Here is a 1,196-nt window from a genome sequence, read left to right on the forward strand (position 1 = left end):
ATCGACCTGGACGGCAACAGCTCCACCGCCACCCTGGGGCGCCATCGGCGGGCTTCGGCGGCGCGCCCAACATGGGGGCCGATGCGCGGCGGTCGCGCCATGCCCAGCCCCGCATGGCTCCAAGGCCGGCGCGCAGGCCGCGGGCGGCCGCACCGGCGCGGCCGGCACGCCGCGCGGGCAAAAGCTCGTGGTGCAGATGGTGGAGACCTTCCGCGAGCACATGCAGCCCGCGTTCGTGGAACGGCTGGACGCCTGGACGCTGCAGGAGCAGGCCGGCATGGCGCTGCCGCCCATCATGATCTACGGCGACGACGTGACCCACATCCTCACCGAGGAAGGCATCGCCAACCTGCTGCTGTGCCGCAGCGATGAAGAGCGCGAGCAGGCCATCCGCGGCGTGGCAGGCTACACCGCGGTGGGCCTGGCCCGCGACCGGCGCGCGGTGGAGAACCTGCGCGACCGCGGCGTGATCCACCGCCCGCAGGATCTGGGCATCGACCCGCGCGATGCCACGCGCAACCTGCTGGCCGCGCGCAGCATGCGCGACCTGGTTCGCGCGTCGGGCGGGCTGTACCAGCCGCCCAAGAGATTCCGGAACTGGTAGGAGGCACCCCATGAGCGACATTCCCGCAGGGCTCGAAACCCTGGACTTTTCCTTTCCCGGCGGCCGACCCACAGGCCCCTTCGCCCCCGTGCTGGTCGGCGTGGTCGGCTCCGGCAACCTCGAGGTGCTGCTGGAGCCCGACAGCGGCACCGGTTGCTCGGTGCGCGTGGAAACCTCCGCGCGCGGCTTCGGCCCGATCTGGCAGGCGGTACTGGACGACTTCCATGCGCGCCACGCCTTGGCCGGCGTGCGCATCGCCATCAACGACATGGGCGCCACGCCCGCCGTGGTGGGACTGCGGCTCGACCAGGCCGTGGCCGAACTGCCGGGAGCGCGATCATGAGTTTGAGCTACGCGGAATGCAGCGCGCGCGAGCGCCTGACCCATTTGCTGGATGCCGGCAGCTTCCATGAGTGGCTGCCGCCGGCCGAACGCGTGACCAGCCCGCACCTGGCGCAACTGGGCGTGCCCTCGGCCTTCGACGACGGCGTGGCCGTCGGCCGCGCCACGCTGGGCGGGCGGCCCATCTTCGTGGCCGCGCAGGAGGGCGAGTTCATGGGCGGTGGCGTGGGCGAAGTGCATGGCGCCAAGC

General features: G+C 72.2%; 2 protein-coding genes and 1 pseudogene. All 3 read left to right on the top strand.

All coding sequences use genetic code 11. The features are described from left to right. A pseudogene (locus AC27KI_RS25275) lies at positions 1 to 604 on the top strand (malonate decarboxylase subunit alpha); the annotation flags it as partial. Between the two features lie 10 nt (positions 605 to 614). After that, positions 615 to 947 (top strand): malonate decarboxylase acyl carrier protein, encoded by a 333-nt coding sequence (gene mdcC / locus AC27KI_RS25280; RefSeq protein WP_284403407.1) that lies wholly within the window; start codon positions 615 to 617, stop codon positions 945 to 947. Further along, on the top strand, positions 944 to 1,196 hold a 253-nt coding region (locus AC27KI_RS25285), incomplete at its 3' end, for a carboxyl transferase domain-containing protein (RefSeq protein WP_487116544.1). The genes mdcC and AC27KI_RS25285, both read left to right, overlap by 4 nt.

The sequence above is a fragment of the Acidovorax sp. KPB24-03 genome (assembly GCF_057546605.1).

Bases quoted from the DNA above. Each gene is read 5' to 3' on its own strand.
- mdcC (WP_284403407.1), top strand. From the start codon at position 615: ATGAGCGACATTCCCGCAGGGCTCGAAACCCTGGACTTTTCCTTTCCC.